Origin of the sequence: Flavobacterium sp. WC2409 (genome assembly GCF_041200085.1) — a bacterium.
Taxonomy (GTDB): Bacteria; Bacteroidota; Bacteroidia; order Flavobacteriales; family Flavobacteriaceae; genus Flavobacterium.
Genome location: NZ_CP165625.1, coordinates 2,715,195 through 2,736,074, shown reverse-complemented (window position 1 = coordinate 2,736,074; position 20,880 = coordinate 2,715,195). Strand labels below are relative to the sequence as shown.

At 33.9% G+C, this 20,880-nt stretch carries 22 protein-coding genes; 3 read left to right on the top strand and 19 right to left on the bottom strand.

Annotated features, from left to right (window positions below; all coding sequences use genetic code 11):
- Positions 1–105: 105 nt before the first annotated feature.
- From AB3G34_RS11800 to AB3G34_RS11770, 7 genes are all read right to left on the bottom strand, one after another.
- Positions 106–633 carry an NADPH-dependent FMN reductase gene (locus AB3G34_RS11800; RefSeq protein ID WP_369752549.1) on the bottom strand — a complete coding sequence of 176 codons (528 nt, stop codon included), beginning with the start codon at positions 631–633 and terminating at the stop codon, positions 106–108.
- A 1-nt stretch (position 634) separates the two neighbouring features.
- Entirely contained in the window at positions 635–859 is a 225-nt protein-coding gene (locus AB3G34_RS11795) for a (4Fe-4S)-binding protein (protein ID WP_367755178.1), read from the bottom strand.
- A gap of 2 nt (positions 860–861) precedes the next feature.
- Positions 862–1,269, bottom strand: a complete 408-nt coding sequence (locus AB3G34_RS11790; RefSeq protein WP_367755176.1) for an OsmC family protein — start codon at positions 1,267–1,269, stop codon at positions 862–864.
- Position 1,270: 1 nt separating this feature from the next.
- Positions 1,271–1,555, bottom strand: coding sequence for a GNAT family N-acetyltransferase (locus AB3G34_RS11785; protein ID WP_367755174.1), 285 nt, complete (start codon positions 1,553–1,555; stop codon positions 1,271–1,273).
- A gap of 23 nt (positions 1,556–1,578) precedes the next feature.
- On the bottom strand, positions 1,579–2,295 hold the full coding sequence (locus tag AB3G34_RS11780) for a pirin family protein (protein ID WP_367772024.1): 717 nt from the start codon (positions 2,293–2,295) through the stop codon (positions 1,579–1,581).
- A gap of 111 nt (positions 2,296–2,406) precedes the next feature.
- On the bottom strand, positions 2,407–2,982 hold the full coding sequence (locus AB3G34_RS11775) for a Crp/Fnr family transcriptional regulator (RefSeq protein WP_369752548.1): 576 nt from the start codon (positions 2,980–2,982) through the stop codon (positions 2,407–2,409).
- A gap of 56 nt (positions 2,983–3,038) precedes the next feature.
- Entirely contained in the window at positions 3,039–3,401 is a 363-nt protein-coding gene (locus tag AB3G34_RS11770) for a DUF983 domain-containing protein (RefSeq protein ID WP_367755168.1), read from the bottom strand.
- A gap of 90 nt (positions 3,402–3,491) precedes the next feature.
- On the opposite strand from AB3G34_RS11770, the gene AB3G34_RS11765 reads away from it, so the two are divergent.
- The gene (locus AB3G34_RS11765) at positions 3,492–4,355 is read left to right on the top strand and encodes an AraC family transcriptional regulator (RefSeq protein ID WP_369752547.1); all 864 of its coding nucleotides are present in this window, start codon (positions 3,492–3,494) and stop codon (positions 4,353–4,355) included.
- A gap of 1 nt (position 4,356) precedes the next feature.
- On the opposite strand, the gene purT is transcribed toward AB3G34_RS11765, so the two are convergent.
- From purT to AB3G34_RS11750, 3 genes are all read right to left on the bottom strand, one after another.
- Positions 4,357–5,517, bottom strand: coding sequence for a formate-dependent phosphoribosylglycinamide formyltransferase (purT, locus tag AB3G34_RS11760; protein WP_369752546.1), 1,161 nt, complete (start codon positions 5,515–5,517; stop codon positions 4,357–4,359).
- A 289-nt stretch (positions 5,518–5,806) separates the two neighbouring features.
- Positions 5,807–6,994 (bottom strand): pyridoxal phosphate-dependent aminotransferase, encoded by a 1,188-nt coding sequence (locus AB3G34_RS11755; protein ID WP_367772017.1) that lies wholly within the window; start codon positions 6,992–6,994, stop codon positions 5,807–5,809.
- Between the two features lie 102 nt (positions 6,995–7,096).
- Entirely contained in the window at positions 7,097–8,191 is a 1,095-nt protein-coding gene (locus AB3G34_RS11750) for a fatty acid desaturase (protein ID WP_369752545.1), read from the bottom strand.
- 108 nt (positions 8,192–8,299) lie between these two features.
- Between AB3G34_RS11750 and rsmG the strand changes: the two genes are divergently transcribed.
- Together rsmG and AB3G34_RS11740 are read left to right on the top strand one after the other, a co-directional pair.
- Positions 8,300–8,929 carry a 16S rRNA (guanine(527)-N(7))-methyltransferase RsmG gene (gene rsmG / locus AB3G34_RS11745; RefSeq protein WP_369752544.1) on the top strand — a complete coding sequence of 210 codons (630 nt, stop codon included), beginning with the start codon at positions 8,300–8,302 and terminating at the stop codon, positions 8,927–8,929.
- Between the two features lie 158 nt (positions 8,930–9,087).
- Positions 9,088–10,209, top strand: a complete 1,122-nt coding sequence (locus AB3G34_RS11740; RefSeq protein WP_369752543.1) for a Gfo/Idh/MocA family protein — start codon at positions 9,088–9,090, stop codon at positions 10,207–10,209.
- Positions 10,210–10,285: 76 nt separating this feature from the next.
- Here AB3G34_RS11740 and pruA read toward each other — a convergent pair whose 3' ends face one another.
- The 9 genes from pruA to AB3G34_RS11695 all read right to left on the bottom strand — a co-directional run bounded on the left by pruA (position 10,286) and on the right by AB3G34_RS11695 (position 20,839).
- Positions 10,286–11,914 carry an L-glutamate gamma-semialdehyde dehydrogenase gene (gene pruA, locus AB3G34_RS11735; RefSeq protein WP_367772012.1) on the bottom strand — a complete coding sequence of 543 codons (1,629 nt, stop codon included), beginning with the start codon at positions 11,912–11,914 and terminating at the stop codon, positions 10,286–10,288.
- 175 nt (positions 11,915–12,089) lie between these two features.
- On the bottom strand, positions 12,090–12,476 hold the full coding sequence (gene apaG, locus AB3G34_RS11730) for a Co2+/Mg2+ efflux protein ApaG (RefSeq protein ID WP_367755152.1): 387 nt from the start codon (positions 12,474–12,476) through the stop codon (positions 12,090–12,092).
- A gap of 79 nt (positions 12,477–12,555) precedes the next feature.
- Positions 12,556–13,812: a DUF5103 domain-containing protein gene (locus tag AB3G34_RS11725; RefSeq protein ID WP_367772009.1), complete on the bottom strand. Its 1,257-nt coding sequence runs from the start codon at positions 13,810–13,812 to the stop codon at positions 12,556–12,558.
- Positions 13,813–13,909: 97 nt separating this feature from the next.
- Positions 13,910–14,743, bottom strand: a complete 834-nt coding sequence (locus AB3G34_RS11720; protein ID WP_367772008.1) for a class I SAM-dependent methyltransferase — start codon at positions 14,741–14,743, stop codon at positions 13,910–13,912.
- Between the two features lie 137 nt (positions 14,744–14,880).
- Complete coding sequence (map, locus tag AB3G34_RS11715) at positions 14,881–15,699, bottom strand: type I methionyl aminopeptidase (protein ID WP_367755146.1); 819 nt, start codon at positions 15,697–15,699, stop codon at positions 14,881–14,883.
- Positions 15,700–15,742: 43 nt separating this feature from the next.
- Positions 15,743–17,140 (bottom strand): TolC family protein, encoded by a 1,398-nt coding sequence (locus AB3G34_RS11710; RefSeq protein WP_369752542.1) that lies wholly within the window; start codon positions 17,138–17,140, stop codon positions 15,743–15,745.
- The gene (locus AB3G34_RS11705; protein ID WP_367755142.1) at positions 17,140–18,489 is read right to left on the bottom strand and encodes an HlyD family secretion protein; all 1,350 of its coding nucleotides are present in this window, start codon (positions 18,487–18,489) and stop codon (positions 17,140–17,142) included. Before AB3G34_RS11705 ends, AB3G34_RS11710 begins: the two co-directional genes overlap by 1 nt.
- 3 nt (positions 18,490–18,492) lie before the next feature.
- On the bottom strand, positions 18,493–20,157 hold the full coding sequence (locus AB3G34_RS11700; protein WP_367772005.1) for a peptidase domain-containing ABC transporter: 1,665 nt from the start codon (positions 20,155–20,157) through the stop codon (positions 18,493–18,495).
- Positions 20,158–20,164: 7 nt separating this feature from the next.
- The gene (locus AB3G34_RS11695; protein WP_367772003.1) at positions 20,165–20,839 is read right to left on the bottom strand and encodes a TetR/AcrR family transcriptional regulator; all 675 of its coding nucleotides are present in this window, start codon (positions 20,837–20,839) and stop codon (positions 20,165–20,167) included.
- Between the last annotated feature and the right edge of the window lie 41 nt (positions 20,840–20,880).

Below are 20,880 nucleotides of genomic sequence, written 5' to 3'. Positions count from 1 at the left end.
GCTAAATATAGCGAACTTTAATTTCAACACATAAAAAAAGCGCTGCTCGACACAACGCTTTTGCAATAGAATTGCATTTTTTTGAAATAGGAATTTTAAATAAAACTACAGCGTAATTGATTGTACAATTTGTAACAATTCATTGTTTAAATCGGTGTTTGTAATTCCTTCTTTTTCGTCAAAATTTTCATGGAAACTAGGTAAAGAAAAACTTCCTTTTACCACTGCGCCTTGAAAAGGGAAACGACTTTTTGCTATTTCTAAAACAGAAGCTCCACCTCGTGGCCCTGGTGAAGTTGCCATGATAAGCGTTTGTTTTTCTTGGAATGTTTTAGAATGGATTCTCGAAGTCCAATCAAAAATATTTTTAAAAGCAGTAGAGTATGCACCATTGTGTTCTGCAAATGAAATGACTAGTAAATCAGCGCTCCCTAGTTTAGCAAAAAAATCCTTGGCTAATTCTGGAATCCCATTTGCTGTTTCTTTGTCCATAGAAAAAATGGGCATTTCATAATCATTCAAATCCAAAACTTCAACAGTTGCATTTTTAAATTGCTCGGCAGCATAAACTGCCAATTGTTTGTTTATAGAGGTAGTACTTGATGAAGCACCAAAAGCGATAATTTTTTTCATTTTATTTGTTTTTGTAATAAGTCAAAGCACCCGAAGGGCATTTATTTACGGTTTCAATTATTTTTTCAGTCGAAGAGCCTTCAATTTTTATCCAAGGTTTCTCTTTGGGTTGAAATACATCTGGATTGTTTCTAACACAGTTTCCAGAATGAATGCATTTCCCAGATTGCCATACAACGGTAACTTCACCATTGGTATATTCTTTTTTAATGTCTTTTGGATCCATAATTATAGTGTTGTATTGATTATAATATTGTTTTTTAATATTTTAGAAACGGGACATTTTTCAGCAATTATTAAAAGCCTTTTCTTAATGTCTTCTTCAATATCCTTTGAAAAACTAATGGAGCGTGAAATTGTTGTAGTCAGCTCGGGATCGTTTTCTTGGTAAAAGTTTAAAGAAACATTTATTTCTGGAATATCCCAACCTTTGCGGTCAATATACATTCGTAAAGTAGATAACGTACAGCCTGCTAGTGATGCTAGGAGTGTAGAGTAAGGATCTGGACCAAGATCTTTTCCTTCAATACTATCGGGCTCATCCATTATAAGTTTGCCGTTTCGCCATGTGATAGTACAGAAATACTTTTGAGTTCCAATATGTCCAGTAATGTTATTCTCTAATACATTTTCCATGTTATAATACGTCGTTTAAAGTCGTATTTTTATCAAAAACATTTTTGGCAAATGGGCATAAAGGGAGAATTTTAATTCCTCTTTCGCGTGCATAAGCAACAGCACTTTCGACCATTTGTTTTCCGAATCCCTTTCCGTTTTGGTTCGAGTTGACTTCAGTATGATCAATAATAATTTGGTGCTCACCTGCAAAAATAAATGTCATTTTAGCTTGAAGCTTCCCTTCATTTTCTATGTAGAAAAAACCTTTTTTATCGTTTACTTCTAGTTTTATATCCTGTGTCATCGTTTCTTTTTTACTTTATAAAGTTAATATTTCATTGGAACTTCCATTAATAAAATTTCAGCCTCAGTTGTCATTTTTATTTCTAATGAATTGACATCCCAAATTCCAAAACCATCACGAGTTTCTAATTCTTGTCCGTTAATGGTCAACTTACCAGAAAGGATAAAGGCATAAACGCCATTTCCATCTTTTTTTAGATCATAAGTAACAACACTGTCTTTGTCAAATTTACCCAAATGAAACCAAGCATCTTGATGAATCCATACGCCATCGTCTTCTGGATTTGGTGATAGGATTTGTTGTAATTTATTATTACGATCTTCTTTATTTAAAGAGATTTGTTGGTAACGAGGAGTGACATTGCGTTTGTTTGGAAAAACCCAAATTTGTAATGACTTTGTTTTTAAATCGGCATTAGGATTGAATTCACTGTGTTGGATTCCGGTTCCAGCACTCATTACTTGCACATCTCCATTTTTGATTGTAGCGGCATTTCCCATGCTGTCTTTGTGTGCTAAATCACCTTCTAGCGGAATAGTGATGATTTCCATATTATCGTGTGGATGCGTTCCAAAACCCATTCCTTCTCCTATAATATCATCGTTTAAAACGCGAAGTGCGCCAAATTGTACTCTTTCAGGATTGTACCAACTTCCAAAACTAAAACTAAAATTAGCTTTCAACCATCCGTGATCAGCATGTCCTCTTGTATTCGCTTTATGTAAAACTGTATTTTTCATCTTGTATAAATTTAGTGATTTTTATACTACAAATTTACAAATAGTGAAGGGGGAAAGCACTTAACCTAGATTAAGAAAAGGAGTGCAGGATAAAAAGGGTTCCGTAAATAACTACTTTCTAAGTAGTCGAGATTTCATTTTGCTAAAAAATTCAGGAGTAACACCTATATAGGATGCAATTTGTTTTTGAGGAACTTTTTGGATAAGTGTTGGGTATCTTTTGCAAAATTTCTCAAAGCGCTCTTCAGCAGATAGGCTTAAGTTGTCCATTAAACGCTCTTGATTGGCTACCAATGAATTTTCGGTTAGGATTCTAAAAAAGCGCTCTAGTTTTGGTATTTCGCTGTATAATAGCTCTTGATTTTCTTTAGAAAGAAAAACAATTTCAGCATCTTCTAGTACTTCAATAAAAAGATTTCCTGGCTTTTGTGATATTAAACTATACATATCTCCAATCCAATAGCCTTCACAGGCAAAATTAAGTACATGCTCTACTATATTATCATTAATATTAAAGCTTCTCAGCAGTCCAGAATTTACAAAATAGGAATGGGTACAAATTTCTCCTGAGTTCAGTAAAATAGTCTTTGCCTTAAAATGGTGTACTTCAATTTTGGATAAAAATAGTTGTTGCTCCTCAGGTGTGAGTAGGATGTGTTTTGCAATATTTTGAAGTATTAAAGGCATCTTATAAGGTTTCAGATGCTAAGATAATAGTTTTTAATAAAATTCGTTTGCTTGTTTTATAACGAATAATTTTTAAACATATAAATCCATAATAATCTAGAAAAACGGATATTAAAAGAAGCCATTGCTATGATTACAAAGGCGATGATAGCAATAATACGTAAGTCGAATGTTTCTACAAAGAAAAATTGGGCTATAACGTAGGTCGCAATTGATTGTGCAACAGTTAGTCCATAATTGACATACATGGCGCCAAAAAAGTAACCGGGTTCTTTCTCGAATTTATAGTGGCAGTGAGAGCAACTTTGATTCATCTTTGGAAACCCAATGTTAAAAAAGATGCTTTTTTCATTGAAAACCTTACCTTTATTACAGTGAGGACATTCATTATTTAGGATGTGAACAAGTGAATTTGCCATTTTATTTTTTTTTCAAAGGTATTCCATCATTCTCTTCTAGCTATTTTATATATTCGCTAGTTATAGCACAATAAAGACATTTTGTACAGTATGAAAAAATACCCTATTTACAACATACAACAGTTCAATTGCAATTCAGTCAACAGTGATTTTTATATCAATACGTTTAAGAATCATTTAGTGACTCATAGTTTTGTAGAAAAACCGCATCGGCATGATTTTTATTTATTAGTCTTTTTTACAGCTGGTTCAGGCAGTCACGAGGTGGATTTTGATAAGTTTAAAGTGCAACCTGGAAGTATTTTTGTTTTGCAACCAGGGCAAATGCATCACTGGAATTTATCAGAAGACGTAGATGGTTTTGTTGTTTTTTATTCAAAAGAAATGTACAATCTCTATTTTGGACAAAAAGACGTAGACAGTTTTCCTTTTTACTTTTCGGTGAACACCAAATCAGAAATTTTATTAACAGATCAAGAATCAATAGCACTAGAGCCGTTGTTTAAAATGATGCTTGCGGAAAGTTTAGAAAATAAAATTTTTAAACAAGACAAAATCTTGAATTTATTGGATTGTATTCATATTGAATTGGCTCGAAAATACAATGAGACCGTAGTACCTGAAGTACATGCCTACAATAGTAAAATCAAGCAATTTGGGCAATTAGTAGAAAAAAAATTTATTGATGAAAAAGCAGCCTCTTTTTATGCAGATGCACTGAATATTAGCTTAAAGCATCTCAATAGAATTTGTAATGAAATCCTAAAAAAGACAACGACTCAGGTTATAACAGACAGAATAATTCTGGAAGCAAAACGCATGTTGATGAATAAAAACTTAACCATAAACGAAATCGCTACCAAATTAGGTTACGATGATTACTCTTATTTTGTGCGTTTGTTTAAGAAAAATACTTCGATGACTCCAAAGGGATTTCGACTATCAAAGCAATAATTTAATAATGAACTTCTATTAATGCGGCTGCTTCTTTGGCACGTTCTACAATTTCTTCAATAGGGGTTTCTAAGGTGTCATTTGTTAATGCCACTCCCATTCTTCTGTACGGACGTGATGTGGGTTTGCCAAAGATTCTAAAATCAGTTTTTGGTAAAGCGGCTATTTTTTCTAGTCCAATAAATGTTGGATTTGTACTGTTTTCCGAAGCTAAAATTACCGCACTGGCTCCTGCTTTTTCAAGTGTAATTCCAGAAATCGGTAAACTTAAGATGGCTCGTAAATGCAATTCGAATTCATTGAAATTTTGTGTTCCTGCGAGTGTTACCATTCCAGTATCATGTGGGCGAGGGGAGAGTTCAGAGAAATAGACCCCATCATCGGCCAAGAAAAACTCTACACCAAAAAGTCCAGCACCACCAAGTGCTTCGGTTACTTTTTCCGCCATGTCTTGTGCTTCATACAAGGCTGCATCCGATATTCTAGCAGGTTGCCAGCTTTCCTGGTAATCGCCTCGTTCTTGACGGTGACCTATAGGCGCACAAAACAATGTAGGATTGTTATTTTGGGTAACGGTTAATAAAGTAATCTCCGAATTGAATTTTACAAACGCCTCGACAATTACTTCAACCACGTCACCACGTGATCCTTCAACGGCGTAATTCCACGCTTGCTCAATGTCGGCTTCGGTTTTTATAGTGGATTGCCCTTTTCCAGAGGAAGACATTAAGGGTTTTACCACACAAGGCATTCCGACAGCTTCGACTCCTTTTTGCAGTTCTTCGGCAGTTGTGGCATAACGGTAATTGGCTGTTTTTAATCCCAATTCTTTAGCAGCGAGATCGCGAATGGCTTTGCGATTCATGGTAAAGTTAGCCGCTTTTGCCGATGGAACTACTGTAATTCCTTGCTTCTCATAATCATAAAAACGTTCGGTACGAATGGCTTCAATTTCGGGAACAATAAAATCAGGTTGGTGTTTGGCTACAATACGATCGAGTTCGACTCCATCAAGCATATTGATAACTTCAAATCCATGAGCTACTTGCATGGCGGGTGCGTTTTCATAACTGTCAACGGCAATTACGGTTTGCCCGATGCGTTGCGCTGCGATTACAAATTCTTTTCCTAATTCACCTGAACCTAGCAATAGTATTTTCATGTTTTTGTTGTCTTATTGAGATAGTAAAAGTAAATAAATCAATTTTTATTACCTCCAATTCATAAATTATTTTCTTAATAATACTTATTATAGTCACAATCCGCGTGAGGGATAGTAGCGGCATCTCCCGATTTAGAAAAACAAGGCTTTTTAGCCGTAGTTTTTGTTAATCGGGAATACAGCGAATAGCACGACCCTTTTTGGGTCACGCCCAAAAAAAATACCTCAAGAAAATTTCCTGAGGTATTTAGATGTATAAAAGTCGGTTTGTAGACTTTTAGATGTTTTATTATAGTGCTAATGCATCTTTGATTCTTTTTAATGCTTCTTTCAATATCTCGTCGCTAGTTGCGTAAGAGAAACGGATACAGTCAGGGTTTCCAAAAGCATCACCTGTTACCGTAGCTACATTAGCTTCGGCTAATAGGTACATAGATAAATCCATTGCATTTTTGATTTCAGTACCTTTTAATGTTTTTCCGAAGAAAGAAGAAACGTCAGGAAATACGTAAAATGCTCCTTCTGGAACGTTGATTTTTACTCCTGGAATTTCTTTCAATAAACCAACTACTAAATCTCTACGAGAATGAAAAGCGTCAACCATGTGTTTCAAAACCGATGGATCAGCATCGACTGCCGTAATTGTAGCACGTTGTGCAATACTGTTAGCTCCTGAAGTTACTTGACCTTGAATTTTGGTACACGCTTTAGCGATAAATTCAGGTGCTCCAATGTAACCAATACGGTATCCTGTCATAGCAAAAGCTTTGGCAACTCCGTTTACAGTTATCGTTTTGTCAAACATTCCTGGGATAGAACCAATACTACAAAAAGTTCCTGAGAAATTGATGTGCTCATAAATTTCATCAGCAACAACATATACGTTAGGGTGTTTTTCTAATACTGCAGCAAGAGCTGTTAACTCCTCACGGTTGTAAACAGATCCTGATGGATTACAAGGAGTTGAGAACCACATCATTTTTGTTTTTGGTGTGATTGCTGCTTCTAGTTGTGCTGGAGTGATTTTGAAATCAGTTTCGATAGAAGTAGGAACTTCTACAGGAACTCCTCCAGATAATTTTACGATTTCGAAATAAGAAACCCAGTACGGTGCAGGTAAAATAACTTCGTCACCATCGTTCAACATTACTTGTGCAATGTTGTACAAAGATTGTTTTGCTCCTGTTGAAACTACAATTTGAGATGGTTTGTACTCTAAATTGTTGTCTCTTTTGAATTTTCGGCAAATTGCTTCTTTCAAATCACCGTATCCTTCAACTGGAGAATAAGTGCTATAATTATCGTCAATAGCTTGTTTTGCTGCTTCTTTGATGAAGTCAGGTGTATTAAAGTCAGGTTCCCCTAAACTTAAACTGATGATGTCTTTTCCTTGTGCTTTTAATTCTCTAGCTAAAGCAGCCATTGCTAATGTTTGTGAAGTCGCTAGATTGTTAATTCTGTCTGAAAGTGGATTCATTAAAAATAGTGTTGAATTCCCTGAATACTGTCTTAATTTAGGGAGGTTAATGATTAGTTTTTAGTTTTATTTTGTTGTAGAGACGCAAATTGTGTCTTTACATTATATCATTTCTGGTTTCATTCCTAAATCTTTCAAATGCTTAAAGTGCGCAATTACAGCTGAACGCATTGTTTTGTATTCGTAATAAGGAAGGTTGCACTCTTGTGCTGTTTCTTTTACGATTTTCGCAATTTTTCCGTAATGGACATGACTAATATTTGGGAAGATATGGTGTTCAATTTGGTGGTTTAATCCTCCAGTGTACCAGTTTACAATAGCATTTTTTGGAGCAAAATTAGTGGTAGTGAACAATTGGTGAATTGCCCAGGTGTTATCCATTTCGCCTAACTCATTTGGTGATGGATTAGTCGTTTCTTCTACAACATGTGCTAATTGGAATACTACACTAAGTATTAATCCAGCAGTATAATGCATTACAAAAAATCCTATTAATACTTTCCACCAAGTGATACCAATAACGATTGGTAGTACAATCCAGATAGAAACGTAGATGATTTTTGTGATAATTAATGTGGTCCAAAGTATTTTTGGACTCTTGGCTTCTCCATAAGATAGTTTTCTTTTTAGGTAACTTCTCATTTGCTTGAAATCAGTTGTTAAAGCCCAATTAAAAGTAAGTAAGCCGTATAAAAAAACCGAATAATATTGTTGGAAACGGTGGAAATTATGCCATTTTGCGTCTTTTGTAAAACGAATGATTCTTCCTGCATCTAGATCTTCATCATGACCTGGGATATTGGTATAGGTATGGTGTAACACATTATGCTGTACTTGCCAGTTGTGAACATTTCCGGCCAAAACATAAATGGTTCCTCCCATAAATTTATTAACCCAACTTTTATTAGAGTATGAACCATGATTTCCATCATGCATTACATTCATTCCTACTCCAGCCATTCCTATTCCCATAACTATGGTCAATAGAAGATGTGCCCAGAAAGGCATGTCCAATGTTAAAATCAAGAAGTAAGGAGCAAGAAAAACGGTAATAAGAATTATCGTTTTTAAATAAAGCCTCCAGTTTCCTGTTTTTTGGATGTTGTTTTCCTTGAAGTAATTGTTCACCCGCGAATTAAGTGTTCTGAAGAACTTCAGTTTATCTTGTTTTGCAAATGTAGGTGCAGTATTATTCATAAGTAATTCTAATAAGTTCCAAAGATAATTATTAAAATTTTCAACTCTGCAAAATTGAGTTAAATATTTCAGAGTTAAAAATAGTACTTTTGTTAAAAAATTAGAACGATGGATGAGATTATTAAGTATTTTCCTTATTTAACTGAGATTCAAAAAGAACAATTCGCAAAATTGGATTTTTTATATCACGATTGGAATGAAAAAATAAATGTTATTTCTAGAAAAGATATAGACGCTTTATATACTAAGCATATTTTGCATTCTTTAGGAATTGCAAAAATAATGAAATTTGAACCAGGAACTTTTGTTCTCGATGTGGGTACTGGTGGAGGATTTCCTGGAATTCCTTTGGCGATTCTTTTTCCTGAAACGCGTTTCTTTTTGATAGATATTATTGCTAAAAAGATAAAAGTAGTTCAAGGAGTGGTTGATGCATTAGAATTAAAAAATGTAAAAGCAGAACAATTGCGTGCTGAGAATGTAAAGGGAGATTTTGATTTTATCGTAAGTCGTGCCGTAACGAATATGCCAGATTTTGTTTCTTGGGTGAAAACCAAAATAAAAAAGCAACAAAAACACGCATTGAAAAACGGTATTTTATACCTTAAAGGAGGAGATTTAACCGAAGAGTTGAAGGATTTTCCTAAGGCAACAGAATATAATTTAGCCGACTTTTTTGAAGATGAATTCTTTGAAACCAAGAAGGTGGTGCATTTACCATTGAAGTTTGTGGTTTAATACAATGAATTAACATTATATTCGAAAATTAAATTCAGAAATAACTATCCCTACAAAGACTTTGTGTTTTTGTAGGGTTTCTTTTTTTATCCAAATTTTGTAACATTCGAAAGTTTCAACTGTCTTATTATTTAGCTGATAATTAAAACCGGAGAACAATGAAAAAAATATCTAGACGCACTTTTGTACATAATTTTGGTATTGGAGTTGGGGCAACAACAGTAATGGCATCATTGCCTTCATTTATGAGCTTGGCTGAAAATAAGAGTGCCATTCATGACGAAAAAAAACTGAATATTGCTCTTATCGGATTGGGACGTTATGCAGGATATTTAGCCGAGGGATTACTAGTTTCTAAATATTGTCGTTTGGCAGGAATTGTAACAGGAACACCTTCAAAAGCTTTAGATTGGGGTAAGAAATACAATATTCCAGAGAAAAATAAATATAACTATCAAAATTTTGATGCAATAATTCATAACAAAGACATTGATTTGGTCTATGTGGTTTTGCCTAATGCGATGCACAAGGAATATGTGATTAGGGCTGCAAAGGCAGGAAAACATGTTATTGTAGAGAAACCTATGGCAGTTACGGTTACTGATTGTCAAGAAATGATTGACGCTTGCGAGAAAGCGGGTGTTCAATTAGCCGTTGGTTATCGTTTGCATTACGAACCGTATAATTTAGAGATGAAACGATTGGGTCAAGAAAAGGTTTTTGGTCAAGTGCGTTTAATAGAAACTTCTTTAGGTTATAATACAGGCGATACGATTGATTGGCATCAAAAAAAGGCATTGTCGGGAGGTGGGCCGTTGGTTAATTTAGGAATTTATTGCATTCAAGCGAGTCGCTATATACTGGGTGAAGAACCTATTTCGGTAACGGCGCAATTTGGCCCCATTACTAATAAAATTAAATATGCCGAGGTTGAAGAATCGATTACATGGCAAATGAATTTTCCAAGTGGAGCAGTTAGTAACTCCGCTAGTACTAATAATTGTGGAGTTGATAGGTTATTTGCATCGGCTGATGATGGTTTTTTTGAATTAAGTCCTGCTATAAGTTACGGACCATTTAAAGGAAGAACTAGTAATGGAGAATTGAATTTCCCTGAAATAAATCAACAGCAAACGCAACTTGATGAAATAGGAAAATTGATTTTAGAAAATAAAAAATTACCTAGTCATATTACTGGAGAAGAAGGAATAAAGGATGTCCGAATTATAGAAGCTATTTACGAAGCTGCCGAAACGGGCAAAAAAGTTTCTTTAAAATAAAAACCCACAAGAACACTATTGGTTCTTGTGGGTTTTGTTATTTTTAAAAGTACTTTGAACCTTTATATTTTGCGATCTATTCTCCCAAAAATGGGTATCTGTAATCAACTGGAGTAACAAAAGTTTCTTTGATAGTTCTAGGAGAAGCCCAACGCAATAAGTTCAATGGAGAACCTGCCTTGTCATTTGTTCCTGAAGCTCTTGCTCCACCAAATGGTTGTTGACCTACAACAGCACCTGTTGGTTTATCATTGATATAGAAGTTACCAGCAGCATTTTGTAATTTTACGGTTGCTACTTCAATTGCATAACGATCTTGACTGAAAACAGCTCCCGTTAATGCATATTCAGATGTAGTATCTACTAATTCCAGTGTTTCTTCCCATTTCGCATCTTCGTAAACGAAAATAGTCATTACTGGTCCGAATAATTCAGTTGCCATTGTGGTGTAATGAGGGTTTGTTGTTACGATAACTGTAGGCTCAATAAAATATCCCACTGATTTGTCGTAGTTTCCTCCAACGATGATTTCAGCATCTGCATCTTTTTTAGCTTGGTCAATAAAACCAGCTAATTTATCAAATGAACCTTCATGAATAACAGCTGTGATAAAGTTACCAAAATCTTCTGGAGAACCCATTTTCATTGATTTTACATCAGTGATAATTTGTTCTTTAATCGCTGGCCACAAACTTTGTGGTACATAAGCTCTAGAAGCTGCTGAACATTTTTGTCCTTGAAATTCGAAAGCGCCACGTACAATTCCAGTAGAAACTTGTTTCGCATTAGCGCTAGGGTGTGCAATGATAAAATCTTTACCACCAGTTTCTCCCACAATTCTTGGGTATGTTTTATAGTGGTGAATGTTTGTTCCAATTTTTGCCCAAATGTCTTTGAAAACATGAGTTGAACCTGTGAAATGCAATCCTGCAAAATCACGACTTGCAAGAACCGTATCCGTAACCATTAACGCATCACCAAAAACAACATTGATAACTCCATCAGGAACTCCTGCTTCTTTGAATACTTCAATAATAATTTGTGCTGAGAATACTTGGCTATCACTTGGTTTCCAAATCACTACGTTACCCATCATGGCAGCACTTGCAGGAAGATTAGCAGCAATTGCTGTAAAGTTAAATGGAGTAATCGCGTATACAAATCCTTCTAGGGGTCTGTATTCTAGACGGTTCCACATATCTGAAGTAGACGTTGGTTGATCTCCGTATATTTGAGTCATAAACTCTACGTTAAAACGTAAAAAGTCAATCAGCTCACAGGAAGCATCAATTTCTGCTTGGTGTATATTTTTAGATTGCGCAATCATTGTTGCAGCATTGATTCTAGCTCTGTAAGGTCCTGCAATTAGTTCAGCTGCTTTTAAGAAAATAGCTGCACGTTGTTCCCAAGCCATGTTTGCCCATGCTGTTCTAGATTCTAAAGCATTAGCAATAGCTTTCTCAACATGTGATTTTTCAGCAAGGTGGTATGTTCCTACAATATGTTTGTGGTCGTGAGGAGCCGACATGTTTTTTGTATTTCCAGTTCTAATTTCTTCGCTTCCAATATATAGAGGGACATCGATTTTAGAATTCCACATTTTAGTGTAAGCTGCTTGTACGGCTGCTTTTTCAGGTGAATTTGGTGCATACCCTTTTACTGGTTCGTTTACCGCTTTTGGTACGTGAAAAAATCCTTTTAGCATGATATTGTAATTTTTTAATCTGTTTAAATACAGATAAGATTAGACATTCAAAGATAGATAATTGCACTAAATGTTGCGAATAATTTATTGCACAACAAAAGTACAAAGGATAATTTAAAAAATTGATAAAGAAAGTATAAGAAAAACGAAATATATTCTAAAGAAACAAAATAGATTAATTTAAAGCAAATGGTGCACTTAATCTAAAGGTAGGAACAAATACTTTAAAGGTTTTTGTAGTAGTGAAATTAATCATATTGAAGTACCCTTTCATAGCTCCATAAGGCGAAGCTAAAAGACAACCAGAACTATACGTGTGAAGCTCACCAGGTTTTAAAACGGGTTTTTTTCCTATTATGCCTTCACCGTCAACTATTTCTATATCATTTAATGAATCAAAAATTTCCCAATGACGAGAAGTTAGTTGAACCGAATCCTTACTGTGGTTCTCAATTGTAATCTCGTAACTAAAGGCAAAATGAATCTTATAGTTTTTGAAGTAAGTGCCTTCAAAACTAGTCAAAACGGAAATTTTTATGCCTCTTGTAATTTGAGAAACCATCTTAAAGTATTTAATACGTGTTTAATAGCAACAAAATTACGAAATTTTGATTTTGTAGAGCTATTTTTCGCAATGTTTTTTAGTTTATGATGTTTATCGAACTAGCGGTTCCTTTGCCAATAACCTTGTCGTAGCGATCGGTATTTTCTCTGTAATATACTAAAACGGAGTAATTATTCTCGGTTTGATAAAAATTTCCATCTATTGCATTTTCATAATCGATGTTTCCTTTCGTATCAGATACTACATATTCATAATTGGTAAATCCTTGTTTTATTAGCAACGCTTTTTCATAAATCCCTTTTTTAGCATTGTAATCCATCTTGTATTCTGGGGCCAAACTATAGTTGTTGAACATCCCGTTGATGTAAATGTCTTTGTTTATTCTAAAAGTAGGTGCAGAAAGACTAAAATAAACCCATGCATAATCGGCTTCGATTTCATTATTTTCAGCATTGATATTACGAACTAGAAAACGACCATCTATATCTTCCCGTAAAGAGTAAGGGAAATTTGTTCGGGCGTTATTAGTATATAAATAGGCACCATAAATATCAGTGCTTGAATCCACACGAGCTACATTATTATTGGCCACTTTTATGTCTTTATTCTCAAAATATAAAAATTCATTTCCCGCCCAAAACTGGGTTTCCGTGTCGTATTTATAAATTAAATCGTTACCTATCGTATATTGAGGCACTATATTTTTAATAGCATTGTTCAACTTGTCATTTTGAAATAGTACTACTTTAATATTTTTTAAGGGATTTTGAAAGTTGATTGTAGTTGATTTTATAGAAAACTCTAGATTTTGTTTATATTCTAAATTGGCTACTGTTCGGGCTCTTTTTATTTGAATTGGAACGGTTACCAAGTCTTCGTAAAGAATAAATTTTCTAGAAAAAACAACTTCTTTATTTTCATTTAAAATCTTCAATATATAATTTCCGCTAAGTCGTAATTGTTGGGTGTATTGATTGGGAATGGAAAGATTGTAGTGAGAGTATATCTGTAAAGTATTAAAAGAATTACTGTAATCTTGAATTCTTTGGTTGTCGAATCCTAGTAAGTAATCGTTTTTTGGTATTTCTGAAGGTGCCCAATTGTAATCACAATGGATAATTTCATAGTAATAATCAGCTTCATTTCCGTATAAGTCATCAAATTGTAATTGAAACCCACTACCCAATTCAAAAACAGGAATTGTATTTTGATTATTTTGGATAAAAGAAACCGTCTTGATATTAAATGGGGGAGCAACTTCAGTTTCTACTTGAGCAGAAGCTGAGGTGATTATAAAAAGCAATATTATTTTTCGAAAAAAAGAGTAGAGCATGTTTTCTATAGTTGCTAGAATGTAAATATAAGAATTTAAGCCATACTAATAGCGTATCAAAGAGCATGCTAAACTATAAATAGTTTCCCCTTTTTACTTATTTGAAGCAAACTGGGATGATTTCTCCTTTAGCTAAACAGTATTTTTCTACTAATTCTAGTGCAATTGTATTGGTGTAATCTTCTTCGATTACTTTAAAACCAATGCTTCTTAACTTATCAAAATAATCCCGACCGTAAATACGTACATGATCGTATTGCCCGAAAATTTCAGCACGTTTTTTTTGATCTGTAATTGTATCGTCAGCAAAAGTTACCGCGCGTTTCAAATCTTGTGGGATTTGCAAAATAGCCATTCCGCCTGGTTTTAGTACGCGATACAATTCTTGCATGGCCTTTGTGTCATCCGGAATGTGTTCTAGAACATGATTACATAAAATAACATCGTACTGATTGTCCTCAAAAGGCAAATCACAAATATCTGCTTTTACATCTGCCAAAGGTGAAAATAAATCGGTTGTGGTGTAATCTAGATTTTTTTGGTTTCTAAACAATTTATAAAATGCTTGTTCAGGAGCAAAATGCAAGACTTTTAATGCTGAATTCATTTCAGTATCTCGTAATTTAATTCTGTTTGTATTTGTAACAGAGGAACCTGAAACGAGTTCAGGTTTAAAAAAATCAGTCTTTTCATTTAAGTACAACCATAATAAACGGTGTCTTTCTAAAGAAAGCGTACTTGGCGAAAGAACATTATTTCGTTGCGTTCCATAACCATACGGCAAGAAAGTTTTAAAACTTTTTCCGTCAATAGGATCAGTAAAAGCAGTTCCTTTTAAGGCCAAAGCCAAAACAGGTCTCGCTACATAACTTAAACGAATAAGAATAGGACGAGGGATGGTATTGAGTACGAGTTTGAATAGTTTTTTCATATTTATTTCGCAAGAATCTTTGTAAAAAAGTTTAAGTTTTACTTCAATGACCTTAAATGTCTTAAATGGTAAGTTATTTACAAACCATATAAGACATTTAAGGCCATATAAGTTTTTAATAAATTCGGATTTATATTTTATAAAACTAATGGCACTTTTCTAAATTCATCTTCTTCATTACTCACAATGCCTAATGCTTGATATACATAAGCAAACGTAGAAAGGATCTCTGGTTTGCCATCAATTAAAGCCACATCATGTTCAAAATGAGCACTTGGTTTCCCATCAGCAGTTAAGATTGTCCAACCGTCTTTTAATTGTTTGATATTTCTAGTTCCTAAATTAATCATAGGTTCAATAGCAACAACCATTCCTTCGACAAACAGTTTTCCGCGACCGCGTTTTCCGTAATTAGGCATCTCAGGATCTTCATGCATTTTTTGCCCTAAACCGTGTCCTACTAATTCGCGAACCACACCATAACCATGAGATTCTGTATATTTTTGGATAGCATTTCCAACATCTTCCACACGATTCCCAGCTTTAAATTCGCGGATACCTACGTACAAAGATTCTTTGGTAACTTGTAATAATTTTTTTGTTTCAGGAGAAACTTCACCTATTTCAAAAGAATAAGCGTGGTCTCCGTGGTATCCATTTTTAAATGCACCACAATCAACAGAGATAACGTCACCACTTTCTAAAGGCGTATTATTTGGAATTCCGTGTACCACTTGTGCGTTCGGACTCATACATAATGAGTTTGGAAAACCATATAAACCAAGGAAACTAGGCACAGCACCATGATCACGAATGAATTCTTCGGCTAATTTATCTAAATGTAATGTAGTTACTCCTTCTTTGATTTCAGAAGCAATCATTCCTAATGTTTTCGATACGATTAAGGCACTTTCGCGCATTAACTCAATTTCTTCACGGGATTTAACTATAATCATATTTTCTAATTTTCAGTTGGCAAAAGTACGATTTTTAAATTATTTAATCAGGATTGGCCATAATTTTAAAAAGTTCAGCATTTGAGTTAAAATATCTGTTTTCTAAAGCTATTGAAGCCAGCTGAGCACTGATCAAACTGTTCTCTCTACTGTTTATTAAAAACAGTGAGCTTTCGCCAAAAGTAAACAAGCGTTCCTCTGATTTTAGCATCACAGTATAATCTTCGGCCAGTGTTTTAATAATTTTATTTTGTTTTTCCAGAGACTGAATTTCTATTTTTTGAGCACTTATTTTATTCGAAAGTTGCACGCGTTCTAGATTCAAAGTAAACTCCGATTCCTGAATTTTGTATTGTGCTAGTTTCAAACTCCCGCGTTCTTTTCGTAAAAACAAAGGAAAATAAAAGTTCAAACCAATTTTATAATTTTCAAATTGATAGTTGTCAATATAACTGGGTTCAGCGATATAAGAATAACCCACGTCAATTTTTGGCAGTAGCATATTCGCTTTTAGCTTTTTTTCCACAGTCAAAATTTCGATTTTGTTTTCAAGCGCATTAATTTTCGGGTGATTGTCCAATGTGAAATCAGAATTCACTAAATCATTTGTTTTTAATGTTTCTTGAATACTAGCATCCACAGCTGTTTCTGGAATAAGACTATCAGCTAATTCTAGCGGAATCGAATTTTCTAACCAAAGAAAGTTAGATAACTCTAGCTTGGCTTTGTTCAATTTTAATTTAGAGTCCTCCAGATTAAGCAGTCTGTTTTTTACGCTAATTCCAGCCTCGATACTGTCTATAGCACGTTTATCACCTACTTTTATCAATGCTTTTATACCGTTGAAACGAATTTGTGCATTGCTGCTGTAGGTTTCATATAGTTTAACTTCATTATAGGTTTTCTTCCAGTTAAAATAGGCGATAGAGGCATCATACAAAACAGCGATTGCTTGTAATTTTCGTTCAGCTTGGCTCAGTTTCAACTGAATTTTTGCCTTGCGTACATCGGCCATTCTTTGATTGATAAACAAACCTTGTCCTAGTGGCACCGTGATTCCTAAAGAGGTTAAACCTTGGTTAGGCACTGTGTTTTCAGGATTTAAGTAAATTCCGTCATTGTTGTCAAAACCCGCTTTTATTTCGATTCCGTACCAAGTAGGGATTTTAAAACTGCTGTTTAGTATTGAATAATATTCTTTGTCTTTAAATTGTTTTTCTTTAAAATCAACTTCAATTTTCGGGTCAAATCCACCGCGTGCCATCATCAAATTAGCTTGTGCTTTATTGATTTCTAAGTTGGCTGTTTTTACTAGTGGATGGTATTTCTTGACATAGCCCAAAAACTCATTATAAGTAAACTCTTTGTAAGAGTTATCGTTTGGGGATTGTCCAAAAGCAACACATCCAAAGAATAGAAAAAGGATAAGAAGTTGTTTCATTATTTTTTTTCTTTAACTGTTTTTACGTCTGTTTTATAATAATTTGGTGGAAACCCATTTAAAATTCTCCATACTTCAAACCAGATAGGCACGGTGTCTAGTAAGGCAATAGTTTCGGCACCTGAACCAATACTTATTTTTTTAGGCCAAGGAGCTTCTTCTTTGTCTGGAGCAATTAGAATTCGGTATTTTCCATTGTCACTAATGAAGTTTTCGATAGCAACAATTTTGCCGCCAAAAGTTCCATAAGAAACATCAGGCCAACCTGAGAAAACGATTGTTGGCCATCCATCAAACCAGACTCTCACTTTTTCCCCTCTATTAATTAAGGGCAAATCTATTGGGTCAACATACGTTTCAACGGCAATGTCGTACTGTGCTGGCATAATGCTCACAATAGGCGTTCCTTCTTTTACTGTTTGGCCTATTCCTGCTTGTAACACTCTGTTTACATAACCACTTTGTGGTGCTTTGATATAGTACATTCCGTTTCTAATACTATAATTTGCATATTGATTTTCTAATTTATTTACTTGTGCTTCGGTATCAAATTGATTGCTCATAGCCGTGTATTGATCGCTTTGTGCTTTGGATACTTTCTCCGCGTATTCAGCAGTAATACGGTTGGTTTCTACTTTGGAATTGATATATTCATTTTTACTAGTTAGGAATTTATTTTCCTGAGTAATAATTTTAGCTTCTACTTCTTGAAGTTTCAATTTTTTATCCTCGACATCAGTCAGTGGTTTAAGACCTTCTTTATTCAACTGTACGGCACGATCAAACTGCGTATTTGCAATCTTAAGTTGGGTTTTTACCGCTACTAAATCCATACTATCACTTTTTATTTTTAAAAGCGACTGTTTGATTTTGTTTTGTGCTTGTTCTAATTTTAGTTTTTTTTCACTTTCAATATTCTGAATTTGACCTGTCATGGTTTTTACTTTAGAACCATATGACTCCAGAGACAATTTCTTAGCATTAACTTGTTTTTGAGTATTAGCCACTAAATTTGGGTCCATATAATCCTCTTTAATTTCAGATATGAAAAGGATAGTATCCCCTTTATTGACAAAATCGCCTTCTTGCACGTACCAGTTTTCTATTCGACCTGAGATAACACTTTGTATTGATTGCGGTCTTTGGTTGGGCTTTAAAGTAGTCACAGCCCCAGAACCTGAGATGTTTTGCGTCCAAGGAAGGAATAGAATTAATATTCCCAAAATAAAAAACAAGACGATGATTTTGTTTAAAATCTTTGAATTCGAATTCAAGTTCAGGTTTTTAATTGTATTGAATTTTTTTAAACTCGGTGAATTCGTTTTGTTATTGTCAGATATGTTTAGCATAACCTATAGTGTTTTTGAGTCGTGTTGAATACGTCCGTTTTGCATGATGATTTCTCGATTGCATTTAGTTTTCCAATAAGGGTTTTTAGAGGATACAATAATGGTCCATTGGTTTTCTTTGGCAGTAATAAAATCAATAGTTTCATTGGCTACTTTTTCATCCATAGTGTCGGTTGGATCCTCATAAAATAAAATTCTCGGTTTATGAATGATGCTTCTGGCCAACAGTATTTTTTGAGCATTCGATGATGAAAGTTGTCTTCCTTCCGGGAAAATTTTTGTTTCTAAACTTTCTGGTAGTGATTTAATGTAGGATGTTAATTGTAGCCCGTCAATTGCCCACTTTAAATCTTCTTGACTGATTGAGTCATCGTTAAAAGTGATGTTTTCATGGATCGTTCCTTCAAATGGAGTTTCGCCATAAATAACACTTCCTATTTGAGAACGGTATTGTTTCAAATCGATTTTTTTGAATGTATCATCGTTGATGTAAAAACTTCCAGTTGTAGGTTTTATTAGTCCCGATAAAATTCGGATTAATGTTGATTTACCTGAGCCGTTTTCTCCGTTGATTACAATGCGTTCACCCTGTTCAATTTTCAAAGAAATGTCATTCAGAATTGTATTTTTAGAATCCGGAAATTTGAATTTTACTTTTTCAGTTTCTAAAGTGATATCTGCATAGCAGAAATTAGTATTTTCGGTATCAAACTCTTCTTCTAAACTCAAGTCAGCTACTTGACCTATTTTCTCAACCGAGGTTAGTACATCATAAAATGTTTCAAGACCAAGAATGATTTTTTCTACTGAGTTTATTACTAATAATATGATAATTTCGGCGGCAACGAATTGCCCTATATTCATTTGTTGCGATACTACTAGAAACCCGCCTATAGAAAGTAAACTCGCTGTGATTATAATTTTGAAAATAATTAATTGAGTAAATTGTCTTTTGATAACATTAAAATGTTTTTCACGATAGTTTAAATATTCACTTACTAACTGATCGTTTTTTTGAAGACCATAATCAAAGTTGAGTTGGTTTCTAAAACTATAATTATTTCGAGCCATTTCTTGTAGCCATCCTGCTACTTTATATTTATTTTTTGATTCTTTTAAACTGGTTTCTAAACCTGATTTATAGGAAAGTTTAAAGATGAAGTAAAGCAAAATAATTAACATTATTCCAAATACTATAAAATAAGGATGGTATAACGATAGAAGAATAACACCAAAAGCAATTTGTAGTAAAGCCGCCGAAAAGTCAATTAGTAATTTTGATGTACCTTTTTGAATGGTCATTGTATCAAAAAAACGATTGGCTAATTCTGGGGGATAGGTATTGTACAGTTCTTCAAATTTAATTTTAGGTAATCGAACGGCAAATTCAAATGAAGAACGAACAAATATTTTTTGTTGTAAGTTTTCTGTAATTCGCAATTGCATTAAAGATAGAATTCCAACTAGTGCTACACCCATTACGACTAGAAATATCAATACAATCCAAGAGACACTTACGCGACCCGATTGTATAAAATTAATAATAGCCTGAATGCCTAAGGGAAGTGATAAACTGATTAGTCCAGCAAAAATGGCATAAAAAAATAGTTGGGTAATGTCTTTTTTGTCAAGTGCTAATAAGTTGTAAAAGCGTTTTAGTGGAGTCATGGCCTTTTTATTTTTTTAAAATAGTTGTGATAAGATGAATGTAAAAGTCAGTTGGGCTTATTTTTTCATTACAGTTTGTAATTGTTGTCAAGTGATCTTTTAAAAAATGCTGATGGAGTGCACCTTCTATTATATTTGAAGCTAGGCTTTTTGCAAATGGATAATCAGGATTTACTTCAATGATTAAATTAACAATTCTATTAATTACTCTTTTGTAAATTAAAAAGAACCCTACTTTGTTCTCTTCATCTACTTCTTTAGTATGAAGTGTTTTTGTGAATTCAGAAATGATTATTTTATTTAAAATTAATTCATTGATGTGTTCTGTTTTTTCATCATCCTCAATTTTTTCAGTTACAACTGTGATCGCTTTTTTGAGTTTTTCAAATGGATCTTCAATATTATTTGTGGCAAAAAACAATTTATATTCCATCCAACTCCAGTACCATGAAGAAAGATAAACCAGTAATTTGTGTTTGTTTTCAAAATAGCGGTAAATAGAGCTTTCATTCGAGCCAATTTTTTCTCCTAATTTTTTAAAAGTGAAATTGTCAAAACCAATCGCGTCTATCAAAAGGATACTTTCTTGAATAATTTTTTTACCCAATTTTGATGTTTCTGGATCTTTTACATAGATGTTTTCGTTCACTTGTATTTTAATAGACGCGATCAAATCCTTCATAACTAATATTATTTAGTGCAAATATAATAGTAATACTATCA